Consider the following 24,916-nt stretch of genomic DNA (forward strand, 5'->3'; position numbering starts at 1 on the left):
TTATGAAAAAACTCTTACTCTTATCGCTCTTCGTTTTTTCGATCAGTATTTGCTCTTGGGCTCAACTCCAGACCCCAGAACAATTTTTGGGTTACAAACCCGGAGATCGATTTACCCCCCATCATCGCATGGTCGATTACTTTGAGCACGTAGCGGCAAATAATCCAAATGTCAAACTCATCCAATACGGTGAAACCAACGAAAAGCGTCCGCTGATTGTAGCGATTTTTTCCAGTACAGAAAATATGGCTAATTTGGAACAAATCCGTACCGATAACCTGAAAAGAACAGGCATGATGGAAGGAACACCTTCGACATCTATTCCGATCAATTGGATGTCTTTCAATGTCCACGGAAATGAGTCTGTAGGCATGGAAGCTGCAATTTCTTCTTTTTATACGTTAGCAAATCCTGAGAATGCAACTTCTCAAGAATGGCTGAAAAATCAAATTGTGATCATCGATCCTGCGATCAATCCAGATGGTCGTGACCGATACTCGAACTGGTATAACCAGAAAATGAATACGACCCTTCAGCCAGATTTACAATCTACAGAGCATAATGAACCGTGGCCAGGCGGGCGTGCAAATCACTATTTGTTTGATCTAAATCGCGATTGGGCTTGGCAAGTTCAGGTTGAATCTCAAGCGAGAATGAAATTGTATCAACAATGGATGCCACAGCTTCACTTGGACTTCCATGAGCAGGGTATCAACAATCCTTTCTACATGGCTCCAGCTGCTGAACCACTTCATGAGCAACTATCTCCATGGCAACATGAGTTTCAAGATACTTTTGGTAGAAATACTGCCAAGTACTTCGATGAGGCTGGCAGATTTTATTTCACTAAGGAGCGTTTCGATTTATTGTATCCTTCTTATGGTGATACTTACCCGATGTTTAACGGCGCAATTGGAATGACCATCGAACAAGGCGGCGGCGGTCAAGCTGGAATCGGCGGATTTGATGCCGTTGGTGACACCGTGACTTTAAGCTACAGAATCCAAGGTCATTATACTGCCGCGATGTCTGCTGCAGAAGTTACCAGCAAAAATGCTGGAAAGCTACTTACTGAGTTCGAGAAGTTTTTTAGTGAAAATGCATCTTCTCCAAAAGGCCAATACAAAAGTTTTGTAATCAAAGGTGAAAGTAACTCTGCTCAGGTGGCAAAATTGCTTGAATTATTGGATAAAAATGGAATCAAATATGGTAAAGCAGGAGCCAAATCAGGCTTGAAAGGTTTCTCATATGGATCAGGGAAAAGTGTGTCGTTCTCCACTAGCGAAAAAGATATTATCATCAATGCCTACCAACCCAAGTCAGTTTTGACTCAGGTACTTTTCGAACCAAATCCTGTGCTGCATGATAGTATCACTTATGACATCACTAGTTGGTCCATGCCCTATGCATACGGACTTGAGGCATTTGCTCTCGAAACAAGAGTAAATGCTGCCAGTACTTATGAGAAACCATCGTTTACGGCAAATACTGCTGGCAAAACTCCTGTAGCATACATAGCCGCTTGGGAAGGAACACGAGACGCAGCATTTCTTTCAGCTCTACTTACTGCAAAGATTAGAGTGAAATTCAATGAATTTCCTTTTGATGTGGAAGGTAAAAGTTTCCCTGCAGGAGCGCTTATGATCACTAAAGGCGGCAACGAATACGTTCCTAATTTTGACCAAAAAGTAGTTGAAATAGCTAATAAATTTGGGGTGACACTGGCGACAACCATGAGTGGCTATGTGGACAAAGGAAAGGATTTTGGCTCACCAAATATCCGTGTAATCCAAGCTCCACAGGTTGCTCTAATCGGCGGAGAGGGTACAAATTCTTTGAACTACGGTGCAATATGGCATTTCTTCGAAAAAGACTTGAATTACCCATTGGTAAACTTGGAACTAAATGACATGGCTCGTTATGATCTGAGCAAATACAATGTGCTCATCATGCCTTCTTTGCGTGGATCTGGACTCTCTGAGGCAGGTCAGAAGAAAATGATGGAATGGGTTCGTGCTGGAGGAAAATTAATTGCGATCGATGGAGCTTTGAATCTATTTGCAAATAAGGAAGGTTTTGAACTGAAGACGTTTGATTCGGACGATGAGAAAAAGGCTGCTGAAAAGAAATTGGATTCTTTAGCTAAAGAAGAGCGTTTGTTACCTTATCAAGAAAGTGAACGAGTTGCAATTTCTACAGGAGCTGTTGGAGCAATATACCAAGTGACGATGGACGAAACTCATCCCCTAGGCTACGGAACAGGTGGAACATACTATGCCCTGAAAAATAATTCCAGCAAATTCGCCTACCTAAATAAAGGTGCAAACGCAGGAATAATCGCTAATAATGAAGCCTACAGAACTGGATACATTGGTTATAAAATCAAATCCAACATGGGCGAATCCTTAGCAATCGGTGTAGAAAATGCCGGTCGTGGCAAGATCGTCTACTTCGTAGATGACCCGATTTTCAGAGGCTTCTGGGAGGCTGGAAAATTGATATTGAGCAATGCGATCTTTATGGTAGGACAGTAAAAGAGACCTTAGTACATAGGCATAAATATTAAGACCGGTTACTCACAAGTGACCGGTCTTTTTTTTTAACCGCTAGTAGCTCTAGATGTCTTGCTACTCCCGAAGAAGAACTGTATTCCCATTTTCTCATCTGCCTGATAATTCATTGTTCGTTTTGCTCAAATGAATGTGCAATTTTAGCAGAAACTGCCCATTTGAAAGTGCATTTTTCGTTTACCCTGCTTCTTTACGATTCTCTAATCCCATTCTTGATACATCATTTACGAATTCAATTATCTTCGAACTCCCTTAAACTGCCTCTATATATGACCGATTTCAAAAATTACACTGTTCCTTATCCTCCTGCTCAGGAATTTTCCAATCGAGTTGCCTACTTTTCAATGGAATTTGCCATTCACCAACCGCTCAAAATCTACTCTGGTGGGCTTGGCTTTCTTTCCGGATCTCATTTGCGCAGCGCTTACGAGCTCAAGCAAAACCTCATCGGAATCGGTATCCTTTGGAAGTACGGCTACTATGATCAAGGTAGAAATCAGGATCAGACGCTTAAGGCAGAATGGTATGAAAAAACTTATAGCTTTCTGGAGGATACTGGCATAAAATATCAGATCACAATACACGATAATCCTGTTTGGGTGAAAGCTTGGTATCTTCCTCCAACCACCTTTAATAGTGCACCTTTATTCTTATTGAGTACAGACTTACCAGAAAATGACTACCTCAGCCAGACCATTACGCATCGCTTGTACGACTCTGATTCTGCCGCAAAAGTGGCGCAGTTTATACTGCTGGGGATCGGAGGTGCTAGGCTGTTGGATGAACTAAATTTCAATCCGGAGGTCTATCATCTCAATGAGGCACATGGCGTAAGTGCAGTTTTCCATTTGATGCGGAAATTCGGCTCGAAAGAGGAAGTAAAAAAGCGACTGGTATTCACTACACACACGCCCGAAGAGGCTGGTAATGAGAAGCATGATATCTACCTCTGCGAGAAATTGGGTTATTTCAATGGGTATTCATTAGACGAAGTGAGATGGCTGACAGGCATGGAAGGAAATCTTTTTAATCACAGTTTGGCAGCATTTAGATTTGCTAGAAAAGCCAATGGGGTGAGTAAGCTTCACGGTGAAGTCAGCCGAGAGATGTGGAGCAAGTATTCAGACATACCTGAGATAACCTCGATTACTAATTCACAAAACTATACCTACTGGGCGGATAAGCAGCTGTATCATTTCATGCGAACGGATGATAAACCAGGCTTTGAAGACAGAAAGCATTATCTGAAAAAAAGAGCTTTTGAAATCGTAGCAGATCAGACAGGAAAATTGCTTGACCCAAATGTGCTGACAATTGTTTGGGCTAGACGTTTTGCTGGATATAAAAGAGCAGATCTGATCACTAGAGATCTAGCGAGATTTGAAAGATTAATCAGTCATCCTGATCACCCAGTTCAGGTAATTTGGGCTGGAAAGCCATATCCATCTGATTACGGTGCTATTTCCACATTTAACCAACTCGTGCATCTAAGTAAAAAATATCCGAATGTGGCTGTATGTGTGGATTATGAGTTGACATTGAGCAAACGACTCAAGCAAGCAGCTGATGTTTGGTTGAATACTCCTAGAGTTCCTCGCGAGGCGAGCGGAACGTCAGGGATGACCGCAGCCATGAACGGAGCAGTGAACTTTAGTACCTTTGATGGCTGGATCTGTGAATTTGCTGATCACGGGAAAAATAGCTTTATCGTCCCAACTGCCGATTATAACAACATGAGCATAATTGATCAGGATCAGTTTGATCTGGATAACCTCATGAATGTTTTGGAAAACGAGATAGTTCCTACCTATTATGAAAATCCAAGTAAGTGGGATGATATCGTAGAGCAAGGAATGAAAGATGTCTTAGAAAATTTTGAAAGCAACCGTATGGCAACGGAGTATTATGAGATTATGTATAAAGAATGAATTAGGAAATCATAAGTATAATTATCCGCAACCATGCCAGTAACCATATTTTCTTTGCTTGGTATACGGGAAGACCGATGACGGGTGACCGAAGCAGCCTCAAAGCTAATGTTAACCATTTATTATGTCGCTTTTATCCATTTACTGGTAACATAGCGGATATACATAATCATTAGACTTTTAAAAACCTAGAATTTCCTGCATTCTGGGTTTTTTTTGCATTTAAATGATCTAACAGCAGTTTAACCAAAAATGCTGCACTCCTATCAAAGTACTTGCGATATTTAGGCAAACATTCTCCAAAATGAAATTATTACCATCATTTCTTCTCCTAGTTTTTTGCATGAGCTTCTCCATTCATTCTTTTGCTCAGGATATCATGCCTCCCATACTTCCCTGGGATGGAAAAAGCAAGGAATTACTTGTGGATAAGTCCAATAAATGGGTGACACCATTTGAGCTATCCAATGGTCTTGAGTCTCCTACTTATGTGGAAACAATGGCTTGGATAGAAGAATTGACTAAGAATTCAGGATACCTCGAGATTCAGTCAATTGGTAGAACTGAACAAGGAAGACCAATTCAAATGATAATTGCATCAGTTGATCGTGACTTCACTGCCGAAGAGTTATCCACATCTAAAAAGCCACTGATTCTCATTCAAGCTGGCATCCATGCTGGTGAAATAGACGGGAAAGATGCTGGAATGATGCTACTCAGAGATATCAGCCAAGGAGATAAACTAGAGCTCTTAGTACATGCAAACCTGCTCTTTATTCCGATCCTCAATGCTGATGGCCATGAGCGAAGAAGTGAATATGGAAGAGTAAATCAGCGAGGTCCAAAACAAATGGGCTGGAGAACCAATGCAGTAAATCTTAATCTCAATCGCGATTATACGAAACTGGAGACAGCTGGAATCACTGCGATCGCAAATGTTATCAACAGGTACGATCCAGACTTATATATAGATATTCATGTCACTGATGGGGCAGATTACCAATATGATATTACTTATGGATATGTAGCGTCGGGTGGCTACTCTCCGCAAATCTCCAATTGGCTCTCTACCTACTTCCAGCCAGAAGTAGATCAGGCTTTGAAGGATCAGGGGCATATTCCTGGCCCTTTACTTTTCGCAGCAAATGGCAATGATTTCACTGAAGGAAATGTGGCATTTTCATTTAGTCCAAGGTTTTCACATACCTATGGTGATATCAAACATATCCCTTCAATTTTGATAGAAAATCACTCTCTAAAGCCATTTGAGCAGCGTGTGTTAGGTACTTATGTATTCTTGGAGCAAGCGATTAAATCAGTTAGTGGACATTTTGCCGAACTTCAAGAAGCTGTGAAAGCAGACAAAAACCAGAATCCTGAGGAGATAACAGTGAAGTTTGCTTTTAGAGAAACACCAGCCGACTCTATGGAATTTTTGGGAATTGCTTCTAGAAAAGAGATTTCTGCGATTACTGGCAGAGAGTATGTGATCTGGGAAGGAAAAGAGATTACTCAGCAAGTTCCAAGTATTTTGATGGATAGGCCAGTCGAAAAAGTAAGCGTACCAAAAGCTTACTATATTCCGGCAGAATGGTCATCGGTTATCAAGAAAATACAGGCCCATGGCATTGAAATGGAAATTTTAACAGAGCCGAAAGAGCTGACCTTGGAGTTTTCCACAGTCGGAGATTTCAAAATGGTCACTCAACCTTACGAGGGGTTGATGCGCATTCAGTCTTTCGATCTAGATAAAATGGAGAGAACCATAACCCTTCAGCCAGGCTCTGCAAAAATAAATACTAATCAGGCACTTGGCGAACTCGCAGTAATCCTCATGGAGCCGGAATCAGTGGATAGTTTTTTCCAATGGGGCTATTTCAATACGATTTTCACGCAAACCGAATACATGGAAACCTACATCATGGAGCCACTGATCGCCAAAATGCTCGCTGAAGATGCGGATTTAAATAAGAGATTTGAGGCGGAAAAACTATCCAATGCTGAGTTTGCCAAGTCTTCTAGAGCTATCTACTCTTGGTTTTACAAACAAACTCCTTACTTCGATCAGAACTGGAAAGTGATACCGGTGGGGAGGGAATGGTAATCATCCAAAAGTAAGATTATGAAAATAGAACATCTCGCAATTTGGGTTCATGACCTTGAGCAAATGAAGAATTGGTATTGCCATTCTTTCGCTATGACAGCTGGAGAAAAATACGAAAACCACACTAAAGGTTTTAGCTCCTATTTTCTAAGTTTCTCCTCAGGAACAAGACTAGAATTGATGAAGAGAATCGATATTCTTGAGTCATCCCATCCTCGAGGAATGATTTCAGGATTAGCACATTTCGCTATTTCGGTAGGTTCTAAAGAGAAAGTTTTGTCGATGACGGAAAACTTTCGCGATATAGGAATCTCTATTATCGGTGAACCTAGAACGACAGGCGACGGGTATTTTGAAAGCGTAATTGAAGATCCAGAGGGGAATTGGATAGAGATTACAATCTGAAAGCCTCAGCTTGAAATAGTTGAATCCTTGTAAAGGTTTATAGGCAAAGAATACTTCCCAGCAAGATAATGCCATTTTAGCCAGCAGATTTAAGTATAATTTCTAGTAATCACCAATCTGGGCTAATTCATTCGTTCATAAGAATTATTGTCAAACTCATTCTTATTTCTCCATAAGAAACAGCTTCGTGTAGTTTTTCAAAAATGGGCTTCAGGGCTATTGCTCTGTCCAATTCATTGAATGCATCTCGTACCTTATCCACCACGTCTTTCGATACAAGTTTCTCTAATTCCACCTCTCTCCCCTCAGTATATAGCTGCGATAAATGGGAATAAACAGTGGTGATTTGTATGTTTTTTTTGTTGGCGATCTCTATGGGGCTAAGCCCTTCTTTGTACATCGCAAAAGTGTCCATAATAGTCGGAGTCTTTTTTGGTTTTGCTACGGATTTGAACTTTCGGATTTCGTCCATAAATTCTTCTCCATACTGCTCCATCTTGTTCATTCCCACTCCAGAAATTCCCAAGAACTGGTTTTCTGTGACAGGCAAATCTATCGTCATTTGTTTCAATGATTTGTCACTAAAAACAACGTAAGACGGCACATTTTTTTCACGAGAAATTGAAGACCTCAACTTCTTTAATGCTGCAAATAAATCCGTATTTACTTCTCCTTCATCTGCCATTTTAGCGATGTTTGGCCTTCTACTGACTTTCTCTTCAGCTAGTATTGGTGAAGTCAATTTTATGAACAGCTCTCCCTTCAGCACTTTCCATCCAACGGGTGAAATCTTTAATGCCGAACCTTCACTATACATAATCTCTATCAAGCCTTGATTAGCCAATTGAATGATATAATCTCTCCAATCTATATAACTAATATCCTTCCCTGCTCCATAGGTTTTGAGTTGTGAATATCCACTCGCATGTACCTCAGCATTATTGGAACCTCTCAATACATTAATTAACATGGCAATTCCTTCCTTTTCTTTCATCCTGGCAATTCCGGAAAGCGCTTTTTGGGCCAGAACAGTTCCTTCAAAATCTTTGGGTGGATTGTCACACACATCACAATTCCCACAATCTTTTGGTAAATGCTCTCCAAAATAAGAAAGTAGTATTCTTCTTCTACAAGATTTCGCCTCAGCAAATTGCAACATGCGATTCAGTTTCTCCTTTTGCATAGTTGAATTTGCCCCATCCTCCGCGAACTGACTGTACATCACAAAATCACTCATGTTATAATATAGCCTTGTTTCAGCAGGCAGTCCATCACGACCAGCTCTACCTATTTCTTGGTAGTATCCCTCTAGGTTTTTTGGCAAATTAAAGTGAATTACCCAACGCACATTCGATTTGTCAATCCCCATCCCAAAAGCAATCGTCGCTACGATAATTTTGGTATCGTCATAAATAAACGCTGTTTGAACTCGCTCTCTTTCCTCGGGATTCATCCCTGCATGATAATACGCTACCGAATGTCCATATGACTTCAGATAATCGGCGACTTCCTCTGTATTCTTTCTACTAAGGCAATAAATGATGCCACTTTCATTCTTTTTTTTCTCTACAAAGCGCCCAATTTCTTCCAGTTTTTTCTTTTTAGGAACTTGGCCTCTAACCTCAATACTCAGGTTTTCCCTGTTAAAAGATGAGATAAACAGCTTGGATTCATTCAATCCCAGCTGTTGCTCAATATCTATTCTTGCCGATTTATCAGCAGTGGCCGTTAGCGCCATAAAAGGAACTTGGGACAAGGAATTTCTAAATGCTTTTAGCCTGGTATATTCTGGTCTGAAATCATGTCCCCACATGCTGACACAATGTGCCTCGTCGATGGCTACTAACTTTATGTTCAAATTCCTCAACCAGGTATTGCTCACAGAAATCAATTTCTCTGGCGATAAATAAAGCAACTTAATTTCGCCCTTTGTAGCTCGAGCAATCACTTCATTTTCCGCTTGTGGAGAAATAGAACTATTAAAAAAATCTGCTTTTATTCCATTGGCTTGCAATGCCTGAACTTGGTCTTTCATCAATGAAATAAGAGGCGAGACAACAATCGTAATTCCATCAAAACACAAAGCTGGAATCTGAAAGCACATCGATTTCCCCCCGCCAGTTGGCATGAGTACAAAACTGTCCTTTCCTGCCAAGGTGCGCTCAATAATTTCTTGCTGTAAAGGACGAAATTCATCGTACCCAAATACATTCTTTAATAGTGTATGTGGATTAATTTCCATGATTACCTCTTTGTTCTTGATAACATCTATTTCTAGAGCTATTAAAAAAAGCTTACCTCATTTGATTCTGCCACAAATTTAATGGAAACATCCCCCGATCTAGGCGGTCATGGGTAGATATCTCAATTTGAACATCTTTAATTTGAGTTCTAATTAGGGAGAGAGAGATGGATCAATTAGGGATACACAGAGATACTTGCGCCCACAAACGTGATTAATATCTTAACTAGAATCTTTTACACTAATCCAATTAGATCGCAACTCAAAAAATAAGTATTTACATAATGGAATGTTAGTCTGCTAAGTCGAATAAAAAGTCTGTTGTTTTTTACATCAACTAGCTCAATAATTACCTGTAGGCTACTTCCGACACTACATTATAAATTTCCCTAATTCGATCGGAATTGGGAAGTGATACCAGTGAGAAAGGAGTAGTAGAAACTTCGCTAACTCTGCTCTTCCAACACCAATGCAAAATTAACTTTAATTGAGTCCTTCACTTTAATTGTTCCTAAGAACTTCACTGGAGGATCCAACTTGAAATCTGTAAAAGTCAATTTTCTCTCGCCTGTTAAAAATGCCTTCTTGCCATTTTTAGCAAGAAATGCGCATGAAATCGGGTAGATTTTAGATACACCGGCTAAAGTGATTTCCACTTCTCCGCGTAAATTTTGCTGATTTATAGTTTCAGATTCTTTGACCAAGTTGATAAACCGCACACTGATTGTAGGATGATCCTCGAACTGAAGTGTCTCTCTGAAGTCTTTCGTCATGATTGAATTGAAGCAGTCAAAGTGGGCTGTATGTAAAATAATGACTCCATTCCATTCTGATACATTTCGTTCAGGATAAACGGTTTCTTTCAGAAGTCCACCACCTTGATATTTAGTGGCTTCACATCGAAAAGTGGAAATGTTTGTGCTGCCAGCAATCTCGATGACACTTGCAGAATCTATTCTCCAGGTTTTTATTTCTGCGACTTCAGTTTTGGGGTTAAGCATAGAGAAAAATGTAAATACAAGAACAAGCAAAATCTTCATCTTCTTAAATATAAAAGCCTAGTCGGATCTATGAGATTACCGACTAGGCTGTTGTGGTAAATTTAGAAGCTAATAGCTGCTTCTAGGTTTACACCATTGAACTTAGCTTCATTGTAAACAGAAGTTGCAGCAAATCCATTCTTGTATTCCTGCTTCATGTACTCAAGCTTTACAATCACATTCTTAGTCATAAACCATCCGCCACCTACATTTACGCGGCTGATTTCTATATCCTGAGCATCTGACTCATTGTTTTTTCCTTTGACAGTATTGTATCTGCCACCAACATAGAATTGCTCTGTTCCTCCGAAACGATACAGAAGCTCTCCTGAAAGCTGGGTAAACTGACCATTACCTTGATCTTCAGAGTTACCAACTGACTCAAAGATTCCAAAGAATTCTAGGCCTTTATATTTTAGAAATGGATTAATTTGGAATGCAGTCATTTGCTTGAAGCGAGGATTAAATCTGCCTTCAAAATCATTTGAAGAACCTTCTAACGGCTGCAAAACATTGTAGTAACGTCCTCCAGCTCTATCTCCCCCATACAACCAACTTCCAGTCGTAGTGCCATTATTCAGGTACCATGATCCTGTAAGCCTAAATCTGAAATCTTCATTAAGGTATTTATCCACTCCTAATTTTCCGTAAAAGGATGGCTTGTTATCAGTATTGTCATTCACTATTACATTTTGGTTCAGCTTGCCATTAGTAAGACCAACTACTGCAAGCAATCCATCTTTCTGAACTGTCACTTCTCCAAATGCTTCAGTGGAAAATGAATCCATTATGTAATTGCCGATAAAGGGATTATAGATTGCTCGGGCGTTGTCGGATCTACGGAAATGGGCATCACCGTAATTAAACTCGTCCATACCGAATGTTATCGTGGTGAAATCCATAATTCCATCCATAAAGCCTTCTTTGATAAAGCCAAGTCGATCTATTTGGAGGTACCCTCCTTTTACCCATGCTTCATTGTGATGCTTGGAAGAAAGGTAGGTTTTCAAGTGCAATCTTAAACCATCCGCTAGCTGGGTATTGATGTTGAGGTTTGCTGATGGTAGATTAAAATTTGAACCAAGCTGGACCAAATTATTTAATCCATTGGAATGATCAATAGACTGAAATTGTAATGCAAAATCACCTCCTATAAATACACGTACCTTGTCAAAGTCGCCACCTTTTTCTTTAGGAGTTTCAAAAACATTCAAACCTTCCTTACTGTTTTGACGGAAATATTGAAGTTCTGTTTTTTCTTGAGCCAGGACTATACCCGATGTCAGCATTGCGCAGGACAACAAGGTGAAAGTTGATAATTTCATGATGGTTTAGTTTAAGTTAATTTTTTGGTGAGAAACTAGCTTCAAAGGCTAGTGTGAGCTCATTACCCGTTTTTATTGTTCCGAAGACCGCTGTAGGAGGCTTTACATTAAAATCACTGAAAAGAATATCCTGCGTTCCTTTGAATTTAATCGTACTGCCATTCAGGGAGTAAATCACTTCAAGAGGAATAATTTTCGTCGTTCCAGCAATCGTTACTTTACCTTTCACTTTGACAACATTTCCTGAAATGGAAGTGAGTTCGGTCATCTCAAATTTTATCGAAGGATATTTTTTTACCGTGAGTGCTTCGTACGCATTATTATCCATTGATCCTTTACCACTCTTGAGGCTCTTCACTGGCAGATCAATTGACAAACTCTGAATTTTGGTGAGTTTGCCACTTTCTATCGTTAGCTGAGCTGTTCCATTAATATCATCTTTGGCGTTCATATCCCAGTCATGTATCGAAGAAGTTCCAGATACTGTGAATTGTTGATTTCCAGCTAGAAAGTACGATTGCTGACCAACGCTTGGAGTCCACATAAGCAGCACCAAAGCTGCGATGAGACAGTGGGAGAATAGATCCCTTTTCATAGTATTATTGGTTTAGTTTTACTCCGTTTCCTGAGGCAAAGGTAACTGGGGAAGCAAGCAGGAATACTGAGAACTCTTTTATGAAAAAGTGATTTATGTCATCAAAAATCAAATCAATTAGTTTTAACTTTAATGATTTGTTTCAGCAAAAATTAATTGAGAACTGCTTTACATCTCAGCCGCCTCCTAATTGGATTTAAAGAGATGATTTCTACGCAAACACCTAAACTTGATCTGCGTTATTCGATATCTCTCCTTTTTTACACTTCAGTTACTAATTCCTAAATTTCAGTAAGTTTTATTTTATTCATTGACACTAGGAAAAATTATGGAAGCTTTCCATACCCTTCCTGGTACGAACACTGTCGGTAATGACAGCAGACTATTCGTTGGAGGTGGAGTTACATGCCACGTAATACATTAGGCAGGGCAGAAGCAAATTGAATTTATAAAAAGGTAAGTTTTTTTTGTAGCGAAATACTTAATTTACAAAACCCATTCATTTCAATTTCATGAGAAAATTTACTCAACTTAATTTTTTAGCCATATGTTTTCTAGGCTTTTCATGTTCTACTAAGACTACAGAACAAATCCCTATTCTTGATCTAAAGGATTTGATCGTGGATACCTTGTATTTGGAGAAGGATACGCTGACCAAAAATCTAGGCTCACACTTTTCATTTTACGAAACTGATTCCGGAAAAATATTAGCTACTTATTTAAACCATCAATTATTAGTCTATAGCTATCCAGAAGGAAAATTGCTAAAAAGACAAACTTTCGAAAAAGAAGGCCCAGATGGCATTGGCTCCTTCATTACCGGAAATTTCATAGATAAGAATAGCATTTACTTTCTTTCCCAGCAGAAGGAATTGATTCAATCAGATTTGAATGGAAATGTACTGGAGAGATGGGATTTACCAGCCGTAACTAGCGAAAGGAAGTATGCGAACTACTCAAGCTATTTGTACAATAATCTACAAAAATCAGGAAATGAGCTGTATTTTGTTGATATCCCATTTGTTTTCCAGGATGGTTTTGAAAACTACGACAAGTGGGGAATGGTGTTCAATACTGAAACGGATAGTTTTTCTAATTACCATTTTCTTTACCCTCAATCTATCACAGAATATACCCAGGATGATCAGTTGGGGTTATTTAGCCATGTCTTCAACCCAAAATCAAATGAACATCTTATAGGTTTTTCTATCTCAGATTCGATAGCTATCGTGAAAAATGGAAAGCAAAGTTGGAAATGGGCAGGAACAACAAGTCCGCTTGAATTCAAAAAAGGAGAAACTATTCCGAGTGGACAATACACGGTATTCCAACCAAATCATGAAAGCAGCAAATATGAAGGATTAGATTTAGACACCTATGCTAAAAAAATCATTCGCTGGGTTAGATTAAAGGGACCCAATAAAGATTACCCAGACAGACAGGAATACCGCCTTTTAGTTTTTGATCAAGAGTTTAATCCTGAAGCTGAAATAAAATTCAATATTGATGAACTTGCCAAGTTTGGGTTTAATACACCAAAAGGTTATGCCTTAAGCCTTTATACCAAAACAACAGATGATATCGTGGCATATGCAGTAATTGATTTCTCGAAAATTAATAATGCGAAGACCGAAACCAAATAGGAAGTATAATCAAAAATCTAGGCAAATTCACAAGTCAAATAAAACGCTGCAACTATAAGTAAACTTTGTGAGCTTTGCGGTTAAAAACCTTTTATAAAGCACAAAAAAAAGCGAGACTATTCAGTCTCGCTTTTTACTAGTAGTTCGATTTCTTCTCCAGATTCATCTAAGAATCTGTATTCCGTCACGGGTAGAGAAGAATCTTTGATCAGTTTTACCCACTTATTATACTTGAAAAACCACTTAACTCTTCGGCTAAATACGCCTGTAGTGAAGTATGCGTGCAGGTAGGGATGCAGCCCAATTTGTATTTTACTCAAATTCTGGATAGTAGCCATGTGATCCAGATCTTTTTCCAGCTTGTCGGCTACCAGGATAGAAGCCTGGATTTTGCCGGTGCCGTTGCATGAAGGGCAAGTTTCTTTGGTCACGATATTGACCTCAGGCCTTACTCGCTGTCTAGTGATCTGCATGAGCCCAAATTTGCTCAGGGGCAAGACAGTATGCTTCGATCTGTCAAATTTAAGCTCGTGATTCATCGCTTCGAATATGGCTTTTTTATTCTCTGCCTTTTTCATGTCGATAAAATCGACCACGATGATTCCTCCCATATCTCGGAGGCGGAGCTGTCTACCAATTTCTTTAGCAGCAACCAGATTGGTTTTTAAAGCCGTTGATTCCTGGTCACTTTCCTGATTGGACTTATTACCACTGTTCACGTCAATGACGTGCAGGGCTTCTGTATGCTCGATGATCACATACCCTCCTTGCGGAAGGCTGACCGTCTGTCCAAATAGGCTTTTGATCTGCTTTTCTATTCCAAAACTTTCAAATAGCTTAGCTTTACCGTTGTGAAGCTTGACAATTTTTTCTTTTTCAGGAGCTATTGTCCTGATGTAGGATCTGATCTGATCGTAAGTAGATTCTTCTTCTACGGTGATTGCGTCGAATGATTCGTTGAGCAGGTCTCTCACAAGTGAGGAAGCCATACTCATCTCTCCGATAATTTTGTCGCGACTCTTGGCTTTCATCAATTTCCCCATGCCTTCTTCCCAACTGCTGAGAAGATTGCGAAGGTCTTTATCTAAGTCACTAACGGACTGACCTTCTGCCACTGTACGGATAATTACTCCGAAATTGGCTGGTTTGATAGAATTGATGAGTCTCAAGAGACGTTTTCTTTCCTCGTTGCTTCTGATTTTCTTGGATACGTTGACCGAATCCGAAAAAGGAACCAATACGAGGTAGCGACCTGGCAGAGAGAGCTCACAGGATAGTCGAGGCCCCTTCGTAGAGATGGGTTCTTTAACGACCTGAACCAGTATTTGCTGGTTTTTCGCCAGCGGATTGGAGATTTTTCCAATCTTGTCGATTTCAGATTCGTTCTCAAAACCCTTCAAATTATAATTGCCGTAGTTATTGTTGCGCACCATTTTGGTGAACTTCGTCAGGCTGTTGAAATTTGCCCCGAGGTCCTGGTAATGAAGAAAGGCGTCTTTCTCATAACCTACGTCAATGAAAGCTGCATTGAGCCCATTGACGATTTTGCGGACCGTACCGAGATAAATATCTCCAACTTTGAACTGATTGTCCATTCCTTCGGAATGCAACTCAACCAGACTTTTATCTTGAAGGAGGGCAATTCGACTTCCGTTTTGAGCAGAATCGATTAACAATTCCGTACTCAAAATTTCGTCTTATTATTATGTAAATGAACGTGTACTCAAATGACAATAAGAAGAAGTGTATTACTTCTTCTTATGTCTGTTTTTTCTTAGTCTCTTCTTACGCTTGTGCGTAGCGATCTTATGTCTTTTTCTTTTCTTTCCGCAAGGCATAGTCTTTGGATTTAGTAGTGATACAAATAAATTATAGCTTGTTGAGATAGCTTTCGATGCTTTCTAGGACGATTTCATCTTCGGTCATCAATTTCACTTTCTCAAACTGGGCTTTCGCTTTGTTGTTTTGTTTGGCTTCGAAATAGCTAATAGCTAGATAAAACTGCCCCTGAAAATTATTCGGATGATATTTAATCAATTCCTCGAATCGCTCAGCGGCACGTTTGTACTGGCCTGATTGCATAGATAGCAGCCCCATGTTAAATAGCCCATCCTGATTCTGAGGATCCTGCTCCAAGACTTCTCGTAGCATAGTGATTCCCTGCATAGGGTTGGGCGAAGAAACATAAGTCATCGCTATTTTGGTTTTCAAATCCAATCGGGTGGGATCTTTATCCAACACCAGGTTTAAATACTTTCGGGTCTGTTCGGCAGTATTAGATACTTTCTCCGGATCTAGCGCAAAACTGAATGCTTCATAATAAGCTTTTCCTGCCTGCTCTGCTAGCTCCATGTCTGACTGCTGATCAGCTGCCAAACTTAGATAATATCCTGCACTATCGTACTTCCCAAGTTCTTGATAGATCGCAGAAATTTCTTCCGTGGAAGATTTTACTTCTTCTTTTGAAGAATTCTCAGCGATCTGAAGCTTCAGTGTATTTATCTGCAGCCTTTGATCAGGACTTAACTCAGCATCATGCATCGCTATTGCGTCTGTGGAAGAAACGGAGCTAGATTCATTTTCCTGAGAAACTGTATCCGCCTTACTTTCATTATCCACCACCACAGTAGGAAGGACATACAATCCTACGACTGTAATTAACCCTAGTACAATAAGAATGAGTTGAGATCTTTTCATTTCAAAAACTCTTCAGGATTAGTCTTGATGAGCTAGTTCCTTGATTTTTTTACTGTTTTTGATCTTCTCTACAAACACCTTAGACGGCTTGAAGGCCGGAATATAGTGCTCGTCGATAACGATAGCTGTGTTTTTGGAGATGTTTCGGGCGATTTTTTTAGCTCTCTTCTTATTGATGAAGCTACCAAATCCTCTCACGTAGATATTGTCTCCGTCTGCCATGGAATCCTTCACTACTTTGAAGAATGCCTCAATGGCTTGTGTAACATCATCCTTTTGGATGCCTGTTTTGTCCGAAATCTTAGTGATTACTTCTGCTTTTGTCACTGTAATATTAATTTAGAAATTACGAAATAAGCTTAACAACCTATTAACCAAGTGTTTTTGGGACTGCAAATGTAAGACAACCATTGTAATTAAAAAACTTATTCATAAAAATTAGCGTGATTTGTATGATAGATTTAAATTGACTATGGAGCTCAAAACCACTGAATATCAGGCATTTTCGCATCAAATAATAACTTGGTACAAAGAAAATCCAAGAGAATTACCTTGGAGAGGAACGCTTGATCCATACAAAATTTGGCTCTCAGAAATCATTCTTCAGCAGACTCGCGTCGCCCAAGGCTTACCTTATTATTATGCTTTTGTAGAGACTTACCCTACGGTAAAAGATCTCGCTTTGGCTACAGAAGAAGAAGTTCTACGGCTTTGGCAAGGTTTGGGCTATTATAGCCGAGCTAGAAATCTGCATGCTTGCGCAAAAAGTATCTGGTTCGAAATGAACGGAGAATTTCCTAAAACCTATGATGAACTACTCAAATTAAAAGGAGTAGGTAGCTATACCGCGTCGGCAATTGCAAGTTTCGCCTACGGTGAAGTAAAAGCGGTGGTAGATGGAAATGTGTTTCGCGTACTAGCCCGATACTTTGGCATTGAAACCGATATTGCTAGTTCTAAAGCAAAGAAGGAATTCGAATCCTTAGCAAATCAAATCATCCCTCCTGACCAACCCGGAGAGTTTAACCAAGCAATGATGGATTTTGGTGCCCGATTATGCACTCCCAAAAATCCAGGATGTGAATTTTGCCCTTTGAACAAATCTTGTTTTGCTTTGACACATACTATGGTTTCGGATCTACCACTTAAAATCAATAAGGTGAAAATTAGAGAGCGACATTTCCACTATTATGTAATTAAGTGTGGAGAGAAGTCGGTGTGGAAAAGAAGAACTGCTGGTGATATCTGGGAAGGCTTATTTGATTTTCCTCAAATCGAAACTCTTGCTGACCAAACAAGCCAATCGCTTCATATCCCACTTAAAAATCCAGAACGTATTCATGCACATCCCAAGAAATACCGACATATTCTGTCGCACCAACGATTAAATGCTGTATTCTCAGAGGTTGAAATAAATGAGGAAAATTTGGATAAACTTGAGGAATGGTGCGAAAATGAAGGCTTTATGTTGGTGGCAGAAGACAAAATTGAATATTTGGCAAAGCCAAAGTTGATTGTGAACTTTTTGAACGATCAAGGGATTTGAGTACCTTCAAGTTGTCGGATTTTTTCAAACTTTAAACAAACAAAACTATGGCAGGAGTAAATAAAGTAATCTTAGTGGGAAATCTTGGATCAGATCCAGAGATTAAGTATTTGGAAGGTGACAATGCTGTGGCCAATTTCAGCATTGCTACTACTGAAGCATATAAAAATCGAAATGGCGAACGCGTAGAGCAAACGGAATGGCATGACTTAGAAATGTGGGGAGCGCAAGCCAAAATCGCAGAACAGTACCTAAAGAAAGGCAGCCAGATCTATGTAGAAGGTAAACTCAAAACTGATAAATGGCAAGATGAGCAAGGTCAAAATCGCTACCGTACTAAGATCAGAGTGTTGAGTTTCACCATGCTGGGCGGCAAACCTGATGGAGCAACAAGCGGAAGTCCAAGTGCTACACCGCAAGCTACTCAACAAAAGCCAGCCTCAGCAGCACCTACCGCAGCGCCAAAAGCACAAGAAATGGTAACAGATGCAGAAGATGATGATCTTCCATTTTAATAATCCATTCCCCTGGAAGGTACTTTCAGGGGAATTTTTTAATTTTGCGATAACCTTTGCGGTTTAATACATGGACGATCCCTATCCGAGTTACCATTTACTCGCTCAAATTAGCTCACCCTCGGTAAGCTATCTGATTTTAAATGGATTGCTTTTTATATTATTATTGTTAGGCTCTGCACTAGTTTCTGGTTCAGAAGTTGCATTTTTTTCCCTATCAAATGAAGACCTAGGGAGAATCGAAGAGGAGAATACACCCCGCGGCAAAAAAGTTTTAGGCCTCGTTGAGTCGCCAAAAAAACTTCTCAGCACCATCCTCATATTGAATAACCTAATCAATATTGGAATAGTCACACTTACTACGTTTGTGGCCTGGTCAATTTTTGGAGCAAATGCCACTGGAATTGTTATAATCTTAGTTCAGACGATAGGAATTACTTTTGCCATTGTATTCTTTGGAGAAATTGTACCAAAAGTCTACGCCAACAAAGCAAAAGTCGAATTCAGCCTTATCATGGCACCTACTATCACTTTTTTCAGCACATTACTAAAACCTTTCTCACTATTCTTAATGGCTTTCAGTAATCTTCTAGAAAAGCGTATAGAAAAGAAAGGATACTCTCTTTCTGTAAATGAGCTTAATCAAGCCTTGGATTTAAGTACTGAAGACGCTCCAAATGAAGAACGCGAGATTCTTCGGGGTATCGTAAACTTCGGAACTCTTACTGTGAAGCAAGTCATGCAAAGTCGTATGGATATCACTGCGATAGATATGGAAATGGATTTTCACGAGTTGATGGATAAAATCAATAAAAGTGGCTACTCCAGAATTCCTGTATATGCAGAGACTATTGACAGCATTCAAGGCATATTGTATATTAAAGATCTTCTACCATTCATAGAGCGGGATGAAGATTTCGCATGGAATGAATTAATCCGAAAAAGTTTTTTTGTCCCTGAAAACAAAAAAGTAGACACCTTATTAAAAGACTTCCAGCTAAAACGCGTACACATGGCGATCGTAGTGGATGAGTACGGAGGTACTTCAGGATTGGTCACATTGGAGGATTTAATCGAAGAGATCATCGGCGAGATCAACGACGAGTTTGATGATCACGATGATATTTTCTTTCAGGAAATTGATCCCTCCACATTTATTTTTGAAGGTAAAGTCTCTTTGAATGATTTCTGCAAAAAGCTAGAATTAGACTCTCAGTTATTTGAAGATGTGAAAGGAGAAAGCGAATCTCTAGGAGGCCTGCTACTAGAGCTCAATACCAAATTTCCTAAGAACGGCACAAAAATTATGTTTCAAGATTTCGTATTTACTATTCTAGCTGTGGACGCTCGTAGGATCAAAAAAGTTAAAGTTCACATATACTCTTTGGATAAGGATGCGCTAGGTCCTCATACGGATTGAAACTAAGTAGAATTATTTTCTATTTAATTTTTAGTAATTTTCAGAATAATATTCTTCTCCTTAGATTTTAAGTAACATATAAAAGAGGAATGACTAGAATTCACGAAAAAAAATAATTTTTTTTTAAAAATAATTTTCCCTAATCCGAAAATTACAAAAACCACAGATTTTTTTTAAGTTTTACCTAGAAAAACACCCTATTTCTTCAGATACTGCTATAATTTTTAAGGGGCAGTTATATTTTTCACACCAAAATGGCTATTGCCAAAATTATAAAAAAGTCAAATTTCATAAAAAATAAGGCATTAAAGTAGCTGTTTTGTTGCCGAAATTTTAATAGGACAAAATTTTTCTGTAATTTTTGGAAAATTTGAACCTAATAAATTCTATAAAAATGCAAGAAGGATTGTATCGATCGGAGTTCGAACATGACTCCTGCGGTATAGGTGCAGTTGTCGATCTGAGTGCAGTTCCATCTCACGAGACGATTAGTGATGCCTTATATATGCTAAGTAATATGGAGCACCGTGGTGGTCGTGGATCTGATCCTAAGACTGGCGATGGAGCTGGCGTATTAATTCAGGTACCGCATCAATTTCTAAAGGACATAACGGCACGCACAGAAATCGAGCTTCCTGAAGCTGGATCCTATGGTGTAGGAATGACCTTTTTCCCAAAGAATAAGCAATTATTTCAACGCTCAAGAGAGCTTCTCAATCAGCTGATTGAAGAACTTGACTTTGAATTGATCGGCTATAGATCAGTACCAGTGGATGAAACAGTGCCTGGCTCTGGAGCATTAGAGGTGATGCCCAATATTGAGCAACTCTTTGTCAAGCACAAAAAAGGACTCACGGGAATTGAACTGGAGCGTAAGCTCTATGTACTTAGAAACTACTCAACTTCGGAAATCAATACGAAAATTCCGGGTGTGAATCAGTCCTTCTATTTTGCAAGTTTGAGCAGCCAGACACTTATTTATAAAGGACAGTTGCGAACTGATCAGGTTTTAGCTTTTTACAAAGACCTTCAGAATTCGAAAATTGAGTCTGCATTTGCCATAGTTCACTCCCGATTCTCTACCAATACATTTCCTAACTGGAGATTAGCTCAGCCTTTCCGTTTTCTTTCCCATAATGGTGAGATAAACACGATAAAAGGAAATCTGAATAAAATGAAGTCGAAGGAAAACCTCATGAAATCTAAGTATTTCACAGATGAGGAGCTTTCCCGATTGATGCCTATCACCGATAAGTATAAGTCGGATTCAGCGAATCTTGATGCGATGGTAGAGTTATTGACTCTGAGCGGAAGATCTCTTCCTCACGCCATGATGATGCTCGTGCCAGAGGCTTGGCAGGATAATGAAGTGATGGATCGGGATAGAAAGTCTTTCTATAAATTCCACGCATCGCTCGTGGAGCCATGGGATGGCCCTGCTGCTTTGTTATTTACAGATGGGAAATCTGTAGGTGCTACTCTGGATAGGAACGGTCTTAGACCACTGAGGTATTTTATCACGCAGGATAAGCGACTTATTCTTTCTTCAGAAGCTGGAGCTTTGCCGATTAGAGAAGCTACGATTATAGAAAAAGGCAGAATTAGCCCAGGTCGAATGATATGGGCAGATTTGGAAAAAGGCCGCGTATTATTTGATGAAGAAGTAAAAGGGGAAATCTGCAGCAAGCAGCCCTATGAGCAATGGGTAGCAGATCAGCGAATTAAACTTCGCCTAGAGGACGCACCTAAAAAGCTGACTCATCCCTATTCTACCAAGCAAATAAAAAAACAGCAAACCATATTTGGATACACATCCGAGGAGCTGAAAGTAGTATTGAGCCCGATGGGAAATACTGCATATGAAGCAATTGGCTCTATGGGAGCGGATACTCCACTGGCCGTTCTTTCTAAAGAAAGCCAGCATATCGCTAATTACTTCAAGCAGCTATTTGCACAGGTAAGTAATCCCCCGATTGATCCTATCCGAGAGAGATTAGTGATGTCACTTTTCACCCGACTAGGTCAAGGATACAATATCCTAGAGGAAAGTCCAAAACATACGCGTCAAATCCATATTTCCCAACCAGTTCTTCTCAATGAAGACTTGGAAAAGATTACTAATATGGAAGGGCAAGGGTATAGATGCGCTACGCTCTCAAGTCTTTTCACAGCAGACCACAAGCCTGGAAGGCTTCTGGAAGCACTTGACAAGATCTGCGATGAAGCAGAAAAAGCGATATCAGAGGGAAAAAATATTATCATTATTTCTGACCGAAATAGCACAGTAGAAAATGCACCAATCCCATCACTACTAGCGATAGGAGCGGTCCACCATCACTTAGTCAAAAAGAAAATTAGAACGAGTGCAGGTTTAGTGCTGGAATCCGGAGATATCCGTGAAACACATCATTTCGCTACAGCAATTGGTTATGGAGCATCGGCTATCAATCCTTACATGGCCTTGGAGTCTCTTCTCGATTTGTTTGAGCAGGGCAAGTTGCCAAATGCCACAAACCAGCATGACCTATTCGAAAATTATCAATCTGCAATCGGCAAGGGACTATTAAAAGTTCTTTCCAAAATGGGAATCAGCACACTTCAGTCTTATCAAAGTGCTCAGATTTTTGAAGCCCTGGGATTAGGTCCTGAGGTCATTGATAGATGTTTCAAGGGTACAATTTCTAGAATATCTGGTATTTCCTTTGACGAATTGGCCGAAGAGGTTTTAATACGTCATAGAGCAGCATACGCCACGGATTCACCTATCCTAGAGCAAGGAGGCGTATACCAGTGGAAAAGAAAAGGAGAAAAACACCTTTTCAATCCTGAAACAATCCACCTACTTCAGAAGTCAACACGTCTGAATGATTTCGGTATGTATAAAAGATTTGCATCCAAAATCAACGAACAGAGTAAAGACGCGCTGACTTTGAGAGGCTTATTTGAATTCAAAAAAAGGATCTCAGTTCCAATAGATGAAGTAGAGCCAGCATCTTCCATCATGCGTAGATTTGCTACTGGTGCGATGTCCTTTGGTTCGATTTCTCACGAAGCACATTCTACTTTGGCGATAGCCATGAACAGAATAGGAGCTAAAAGTAACTCTGGAGAAGGAGGAGAAGATGAGATACGATTTGCCAAAAAAGAAAATGGAGATTGGGAGCGCTCAGCAATAAAGCAAGTAGCTTCCGGTAGATTCGGCGTGACGAGTAATTACCTCACGAATGCCGCAGAACTACAAATAAAAATGGCACAGGGAGCTAAGCCTGGCGAGGGTGGACAGCTTCCAGGGCATAAAGTAGATGACTGGATAGGCAGAGTAAGACATTCCACTCCAGGAGTTGGGCTTATCTCACCTCCACCTCACCACGATATTTATTCAATTGAGGATCTGGCACAGCTAATTTTCGATCTGAAAAATGCAAATAGAAAAGCTAGAATCAACGTAAAACTTGTATCTCAAGCAGGTGTAGGAACTGTGGCAGCAGGTGTGGCAAAAGCGATGGCTGATGTGATCCTCATCTCAGGAGCTGACGGTGGTACCGGAGCATCTCCATTGAGTTCTATTCGTCATGCAGGTTTGCCTTGGGAGCTTGGGCTTTCTGAAGCACATCAGACACTAGTAAAGAACAACCTACGTAGCCGAGTAACTCTCCAAACCGATGGACAACTTCGAACTGGACGTGATCTTGCGATTGCGACACTTTTGGGAGCGGAAGAATGGGGAATTTCTACTGCCGCATTGGTAGTGGAAGGATGTATAATGATGAGAAAATGCCACTTGAACACCTGTCCAGTGGGTATTGCTACTCAAAATCCAGACTTGAGAGCGCTATTTACAGGAGATCCAGATCACGTAGTGAATTACTTCCACTTCTTAGTTCAAGACCTGCGAGAGATCATGGCTTCATTGGGATTCCGGACCATAGATGAAATGGTAGGACAAAGCAACGTACTACAATCCACCGGCCATTTGAATCACTGGAAGTGGGACAAGGTCGATTTGAGCCCTATTTTCCATAAAGTAGAAGTACCTGATCATGTAGGAATTCACAAGCAAATCGATCAGGAATTTGAGCTGAAGAGAGTATTGGACCGTCAGTTGATCAAAGCAGCGCTTCCATCATTGGAGCAGGCATTGGCATCCTCAGGCAGTTTCCAAATCAAAAATATAGATAGATCTGTGGGAGCAATGCTTTCCAATGAGATCTCAAAAATTTACGGAAGTCCAGGATTGCCAGATGATACGATTAATTTCAAATTCACTGGATCTGCCGGACAGACTTTCGGAGGATTCCTTACCAAAGGAGTAAACTTCGAACTGGAAGGTGAGGCTAATGATTACTTTGGTAAAGGCCTATCTGGTGGAAAATTAATTGTCTATCCTAGCAGAAATGCGAAGTTCGTTCCTGAAGAAAATATCATAATCGGTAACGTAGCATTCTATGGCGCGACTTCTGGCGAAGCATATATCAATGGAAAAGGTGGTGAACGTTTCTGTGTTAGAAACTCCGGTGTACAAACCGTAGTGGAAGGAATTGGCGATCACGGCTGTGAGTATATGACTGGTGGATTGGTAGTGAATCTTGGAGAAATCGGAAGAAACTTTGCTGCAGGAATGAGCGGAGGAATCGCCTACATTCTAAAAGATTACATAACTGAAGTCAATCCAGAATTGGTAGATATAGATATCCTAGAAAATGAGGATTTCAATACAATCAAAACATTCCTAAAAAGACACGTGAAACTTACGAAGTCTGGCCTAGGAGCTAAATTCCTTGAGGATTGGGATAAATCCAAAGAGAAATTTATTAAAGTAATCCCGAGAGATTACAAGGCAGTTTTAGAGAAAAGAGCATTAGAACAATCAAAATCATTGGTGTAAG

General features: G+C 39.9%; 16 protein-coding genes. 9 read left to right on the forward strand and 7 right to left on the reverse strand.

The annotated features are described in order from the left end of the window. Window positions 1-2: 2 nt before the first annotated feature. From BVH02_RS07330 to BVH02_RS07345, 4 genes are all read left to right on the forward strand, one after another. Window positions 3-2,534: a M14 family metallopeptidase gene (locus BVH02_RS07330; protein WP_086500869.1), complete on the forward strand. Its 2,532-nt coding sequence runs from the start codon at window positions 3-5 to the stop codon at window positions 2,532-2,534. Window positions 2,535-2,839: 305 nt separating this feature from the next. Then, a complete protein-coding gene (gene glgP, locus BVH02_RS07335; RefSeq protein WP_086500756.1) occupies window positions 2,840-4,498 on the forward strand; it encodes an alpha-glucan family phosphorylase in 1,659 nt (552 codons plus the stop codon). Between the two features lie 304 nt (window positions 4,499-4,802). Beyond that, window positions 4,803-6,602, forward strand: a complete 1,800-nt coding sequence (locus BVH02_RS07340; RefSeq protein WP_086500757.1) for a M14 family zinc carboxypeptidase — start codon at window positions 4,803-4,805, stop codon at window positions 6,600-6,602. Window positions 6,603-6,620: 18 nt separating this feature from the next. Then, entirely contained in the window at window positions 6,621-7,007 is a 387-nt protein-coding gene (locus BVH02_RS07345) for a VOC family protein (protein ID WP_086500758.1), read from the forward strand. Window positions 7,008-7,134: 127 nt separating this feature from the next. Here the strand turns inward: BVH02_RS07345 and recQ are convergent, their stop codons facing one another. From recQ to BVH02_RS07365, 4 genes are all read right to left on the reverse strand, one after another. After that, on the reverse strand, window positions 7,135-9,249 hold the full coding sequence (gene recQ / locus BVH02_RS07350) for a DNA helicase RecQ (protein ID WP_086500759.1): 2,115 nt from the start codon (window positions 9,247-9,249) through the stop codon (window positions 7,135-7,137). 446 nt (window positions 9,250-9,695) lie between these two features. Next, on the reverse strand, window positions 9,696-10,250 hold the full coding sequence (locus BVH02_RS07355) for a YceI family protein (RefSeq protein ID WP_143244189.1): 555 nt from the start codon (window positions 10,248-10,250) through the stop codon (window positions 9,696-9,698). A 101-nt stretch (window positions 10,251-10,351) separates the two neighbouring features. Next, window positions 10,352-11,614: a hypothetical protein gene (locus tag BVH02_RS07360; RefSeq protein WP_086500761.1), complete on the reverse strand. Its 1,263-nt coding sequence runs from the start codon at window positions 11,612-11,614 to the stop codon at window positions 10,352-10,354. Between the two features lie 16 nt (window positions 11,615-11,630). Next, complete coding sequence (locus BVH02_RS07365) at window positions 11,631-12,209, reverse strand: YceI family protein (RefSeq protein WP_086500762.1); 579 nt, start codon at window positions 12,207-12,209, stop codon at window positions 11,631-11,633. 512 nt (window positions 12,210-12,721) lie between these two features. Here BVH02_RS07365 and BVH02_RS07370 point away from each other — a divergent pair. Then, window positions 12,722-13,852 (forward strand): DUF4221 family protein, encoded by a 1,131-nt coding sequence (locus BVH02_RS07370; RefSeq protein WP_086500763.1) that lies wholly within the window; start codon window positions 12,722-12,724, stop codon window positions 13,850-13,852. A 116-nt stretch (window positions 13,853-13,968) separates the two neighbouring features. On the opposite strand, the gene BVH02_RS07375 is transcribed toward BVH02_RS07370, so the two are convergent. The 3 genes from BVH02_RS07375 to BVH02_RS07385 all read right to left on the reverse strand — a co-directional run bounded on the left by BVH02_RS07375 (window position 13,969) and on the right by BVH02_RS07385 (window position 16,876). Further along, window positions 13,969-15,540 carry an Rne/Rng family ribonuclease gene (locus tag BVH02_RS07375; RefSeq protein WP_086500764.1) on the reverse strand — a complete coding sequence of 524 codons (1,572 nt, stop codon included), beginning with the start codon at window positions 15,538-15,540 and terminating at the stop codon, window positions 13,969-13,971. A 181-nt stretch (window positions 15,541-15,721) separates the two neighbouring features. Continuing rightward, the gene (locus BVH02_RS07380; RefSeq protein WP_086500765.1) at window positions 15,722-16,549 is read right to left on the reverse strand and encodes a tetratricopeptide repeat protein; all 828 of its coding nucleotides are present in this window, start codon (window positions 16,547-16,549) and stop codon (window positions 15,722-15,724) included. Window positions 16,550-16,567: 18 nt separating this feature from the next. Further along, complete coding sequence (locus BVH02_RS07385; protein ID WP_086500766.1) at window positions 16,568-16,876, reverse strand: HU family DNA-binding protein; 309 nt, start codon at window positions 16,874-16,876, stop codon at window positions 16,568-16,570. A gap of 145 nt (window positions 16,877-17,021) precedes the next feature. On the opposite strand from BVH02_RS07385, the gene mutY reads away from it, so the two are divergent. From mutY to gltB, 4 genes are all read left to right on the forward strand, one after another. Then, window positions 17,022-18,095, forward strand: coding sequence for an A/G-specific adenine glycosylase (gene mutY / locus BVH02_RS07390; protein WP_086500767.1), 1,074 nt, complete (start codon window positions 17,022-17,024; stop codon window positions 18,093-18,095). A 47-nt stretch (window positions 18,096-18,142) separates the two neighbouring features. After that, a complete protein-coding gene (locus tag BVH02_RS07395; protein ID WP_086500768.1) occupies window positions 18,143-18,610 on the forward strand; it encodes a single-stranded DNA-binding protein in 468 nt (155 codons plus the stop codon). A 70-nt stretch (window positions 18,611-18,680) separates the two neighbouring features. Further along, on the forward strand, window positions 18,681-20,030 hold the full coding sequence (gene gldE / locus BVH02_RS07400) for a gliding motility-associated protein GldE (RefSeq protein ID WP_086500769.1): 1,350 nt from the start codon (window positions 18,681-18,683) through the stop codon (window positions 20,028-20,030). A gap of 394 nt (window positions 20,031-20,424) precedes the next feature. Next, window positions 20,425-24,915, forward strand: coding sequence for a glutamate synthase large subunit (gene gltB, locus BVH02_RS07405; RefSeq protein WP_086500770.1), 4,491 nt, complete (start codon window positions 20,425-20,427; stop codon window positions 24,913-24,915). The last annotated feature ends 1 nt before the right edge of the window (window position 24,916 follow it).

The organism is Algoriphagus ratkowskyi, from assembly GCF_002150505.1.
Classification (GTDB): Bacteria; Bacteroidota; Bacteroidia; order Cytophagales; family Cyclobacteriaceae; genus Algoriphagus; species Algoriphagus ratkowskyi.

What these genes read in the sequence shown, in the direction of transcription:
- BVH02_RS07330 (WP_086500869.1), top strand. Translation starts at nt 3, where the DNA reads ATGAAAAAACTCTTACTCTTATCGCTCTTCGTTTTTTCGATCAGTATT.
- glgP (WP_086500756.1), top strand. Translation starts at nt 2,840, where the DNA reads ATGACCGATTTCAAAAATTACACTGTTCCTTATCCTCCTGCTCAGGAA.
- BVH02_RS07340 (WP_086500757.1), top strand. Translation starts at nt 4,803, where the DNA reads ATGAAATTATTACCATCATTTCTTCTCCTAGTTTTTTGCATGAGCTTC.
- BVH02_RS07345 (WP_086500758.1), top strand. Translation starts at nt 6,621, where the DNA reads ATGAAAATAGAACATCTCGCAATTTGGGTTCATGACCTTGAGCAAATG.
- recQ (WP_086500759.1), bottom strand. Translation starts at nt 9,249, where the DNA reads ATGGAAATTAATCCACATACACTATTAAAGAATGTATTTGGGTACGAT.
- BVH02_RS07355 (WP_143244189.1), bottom strand. Translation starts at nt 10,250, where the DNA reads ATGCTTAACCCCAAAACTGAAGTCGCAGAAATAAAAACCTGGAGAATA.
- BVH02_RS07360 (WP_086500761.1), bottom strand. Translation starts at nt 11,614, where the DNA reads ATGAAATTATCAACTTTCACCTTGTTGTCCTGCGCAATGCTGACATCG.
- BVH02_RS07365 (WP_086500762.1), bottom strand. Translation starts at nt 12,209, where the DNA reads ATGAAAAGGGATCTATTCTCCCACTGTCTCATCGCAGCTTTGGTGCTG.
- BVH02_RS07370 (WP_086500763.1), top strand. Translation starts at nt 12,722, where the DNA reads ATGAGAAAATTTACTCAACTTAATTTTTTAGCCATATGTTTTCTAGGC.
- BVH02_RS07380 (WP_086500765.1), bottom strand. Translation starts at nt 16,549, where the DNA reads ATGAAAAGATCTCAACTCATTCTTATTGTACTAGGGTTAATTACAGTC.
- mutY (WP_086500767.1), top strand. Translation starts at nt 17,022, where the DNA reads ATGGAGCTCAAAACCACTGAATATCAGGCATTTTCGCATCAAATAATA.
- BVH02_RS07395 (WP_086500768.1), top strand. Translation starts at nt 18,143, where the DNA reads ATGGCAGGAGTAAATAAAGTAATCTTAGTGGGAAATCTTGGATCAGAT.
- gldE (WP_086500769.1), top strand. Translation starts at nt 18,681, where the DNA reads ATGGACGATCCCTATCCGAGTTACCATTTACTCGCTCAAATTAGCTCA.
- gltB (WP_086500770.1), top strand. Translation starts at nt 20,425, where the DNA reads ATGCAAGAAGGATTGTATCGATCGGAGTTCGAACATGACTCCTGCGGT.